The sequence below is a fragment of the Salinicola halophilus genome, from assembly GCF_003206155.1.
Classification (GTDB): domain Bacteria; phylum Pseudomonadota; class Gammaproteobacteria; order Pseudomonadales; family Halomonadaceae; genus Salinicola; species Salinicola halophilus.
The window spans coordinates 1-3,216 of the sequence record NZ_PZJV01000011.1 but is presented as its reverse complement, the minus strand read 5'-3'; the positions used below and the strand labels follow the sequence as shown (position 1 = coordinate 3,216).

2 rRNA genes are annotated in these 3,216 nt (G+C 54.6%); both read left to right on the top strand.

What is annotated here, in order from left to right:
- The first annotated feature begins 120 nt into the window (after positions 1-120).
- Positions 121-3,011 (top strand): 23S ribosomal RNA (locus DOM33_RS16045).
- A gap of 120 nt (positions 3,012-3,131) precedes the next feature.
- Positions 3,132-3,216: ribosomal RNA gene (rrf, locus tag DOM33_RS16040) — 5S ribosomal RNA — on the top strand; the annotation flags it as partial.

Below are 3,216 nucleotides of genomic sequence, written 5' to 3'. Positions count from 1 at the left end.
TTAACAATTTGGATCATGCTGACAGTTCTTCTCTTCGGAGAAGAGCAAAAGTGATACGTCTCAAGCGTATCCGGCAATTGTCGTAATCGATCGCGAACACCAGACCCCTTCGGGTTATATGGTCAAGCGATTAAGCGCACACGGTGGATGCCTTGGCAGCCAGAGGCGATGAAGGACGTTGTAGCCTGCGATAAGGCTCGGTGAGGTGGCAAACAACCTGTGACCCGGGCATTTCCGAATGGGGAAACCCACCCAGCATCAGCTGGGTATCCCACACTGAATCCATAGGTGTTGGGAAGCGAACCGGGGGAACTGAAACATCTAAGTACCCCGAGGAAAAGAAATCAACCGAGATTCCCCCAGTAGCGGCGAGCGAACGGGGAGTAGCCCTTAAGCATGTGACTGGTTAGACGAACGCGCCTGGAAAGGCCGGCCATAGCGGGTGATAGCCCCGTAGTCGAAAACCTGATCGTGTGAAATCGAGTAGGTCGGGGCACGTGAAACCCTGACTGAACATGGGGGGACCATCCTCCAAGGCTAAATACTCCTGGCTGACCGATAGTGAACCAGTACCGTGAGGGAAAGGCGAAAAGAACCCCGGAGAGGGGAGTGAAATAGATCCTGAAACCGTGTGCGTACAAGCAGTGGGAGCAGACTCGTTCTGTGACCGCGTACCTTTTGTATAATGGGTCAGCGACTTATATTCAGTGGCGAGCTTAACCGTATAGGGGAGGCGTAGAGAAATCGAGTCTTAACTGGGCGACCAGTCGCTGGATATAGACCCGAAACCGGGCGATCTATCCATGGCCAGGGTGAAGGTCAGGTAACACTGACTGGAGGCCCGAACTCAAGTATGTTGAAAAATGCTGAGATGAGCTGTGGATCGGAGTGAAAGGCTAATCAAGCTCGGAGATAGCTGGTTCTCCTCGAAAGCTATTTAGGTAGCGCCTCACGTATTACCACCGGGGGTAGAGCACTGTTTCGGCTAGGGGCCCATCCCGGGTTACCAACCCGAGGCAAACTCCGAATACCGGTGAGTAGAGCGTGGGAGACACACGGCGGGTGCTAACGTCCGTCGTGAAAAGGGAAACAACCCAGACCGTCAGCTAAGGCCCCCAAATTCTGGTTAAGTGGGAAACGATGTGGGAAGGCACAGACAGCTAGGAGGTTGGCTTAGAAGCAGCCATCCTTTAAAGAAAGCGTAATAGCTCACTAGTCGAGTCGGCCTGCGCGGAAGATGTAACGGGGCTCAAACCAGATGCCGAAGCTACGGGTTCATCCTCTGGATGAGCGGTAGAGGAGCGTTGTGTAAGTCTGCGAAGGTGAGTTGAGAAGCTTGCTGGAGATATCACAAGTGCGAATGCTGACATGAGTAACGACAAGGGGAGTGAAAACCTCCCCCGCCGGAAGACCAAGGGTTTCTGTTCTACGTCAATCGGAGCAGAGTGAGTCGGCCCCTAAGGCGAGGCTGAAAAGCGTAGTCGATGGGAAACGGGTCAATATTCCCGTACCGGATGTTATTGCGATGGGGGGACGAAGAAGGCTAGGTGAGCCAGGCGTTGGTTGTCCTGGTGAAAGCCCGTAGGCCGAGGACTCAGGTAAATCCGGGTCCTTAAAGCCGAGAGGCGAGACGAACGAACTACGGTTCGGAAGTCATCGATGCCACGCTTCCAGGAAAAGCCTCTAAGCTTCAGATAACATGCGACCGTACCCCAAACCGACACAGGTGGTCAGGGTGAGAATCCCAAGGCGCTTGAGAGAACTCGGGTGAAGGAACTAGGCAAAATGGCACCGTAACTTCGGGAGAAGGTGCGCCGGTTGTGGTGAAGGGCCTCGCGCCCCGAGCTGCGACCGGTCGAAGATACCAGGTGGCTGCAACTGTTTATTAAAAACACAGCACTCTGCTAACGCGTAAGCGGACGTATAGGGTGTGACGCCTGCCCGGTGCCGGAAGGTTAATTGATGGTGTTAGCCGCAAGGCGAAGCTCTTGATCGAAGCCCCGGTAAACGGCGGCCGTAACTATAACGGTCCTAAGGTAGCGAAATTCCTTGTCGGGTAAGTTCCGACCTGCACGAATGGCGTAATGATGGCCACGCTGTCTCCACCCGAGACTCAGTGAAATTGAAATCGCAGTGAAGATGCTGTGTACCCGCGGCTAGACGGAAAGACCCCGTGAACCTTTACTATAGCTTCACACTGGACGCTGATGTTGCTTGTGTAGGATAGCTGGGAGGCTTGGAAACCGGGACGCCAGTTCCGGTGGAGCCAACCTTGAAATACCAGCCTGGCATCATTGGCGTTCTAACTTGGGCCCGTTATCCGGGTCGAGGACAGTGTGTGGTGGGTAGTTTGACTGGGGCGGTCTCCTCCGAAAGAGTAACGGAGGAGCACGAAGGTACCCTCAGCACGGTTGGAAATCGTGCAATGAGTGCAAGAGCATAAGGGTGCTTAACTGCGAGACAGACACGTCGAGCAGGTGCGAAAGCAGGTTCTAGTGATCCGGTGGTTCTGTATGGAAGGGCCATCGCTCAACGGATAAAAGGTACTCCGGGGATAACAGGCTGATACCGCCCAAGAGTTCACATCGACGGCGGTGTTTGGCACCTCGATGTCGGCTCATCACATCCTGGGGCTGAAGTCGGTCCCAAGGGTATGGCTGTTCGCCATTTAAAGTGGTACGCGAGCTGGGTTTAGAACGTCGTGAGACAGTTCGGTCCCTATCTGCCGTGGGCGTTGGAGATTTGAGAAGTGCTGCTCCTAGTACGAGAGGACCGGAGTGGACGCACCTCTGGTGTTCCGGTTGTCACGCCAGTGGCATCGCCGGGTAGCTATGTGCGGACGGGATAACCGCTGAAAGCATCTAAGCGGGAAGCCCCCTTCAAGATGAGATCTCCCCGAGACCTAGAGTCTCCTAAAGGGTCCAGCAAGACTAGCTGGTCGATAGGCACGGTGTGGAAGCGCTGCAAGGCGTTGAGCTAACGTGTACTAATACCCCGTGAGGCTTGACCATATAACCCCAAGGGGTTTGCAGGTCGATCGACAATTGCGGATACGCATTGAGACGTAGTCAGCCTGATCCAAATTCAGTTGAAGGGACGCCAACCGGCCAACCCCTTCAGCGTCAGTTTTGCCTGACGACCATAGCGAGTGGGAACCACCTGAATCCATGCCGAACTCAGACGTGAAACCACTTAGCGCCGATGGTAGTGTGGGGT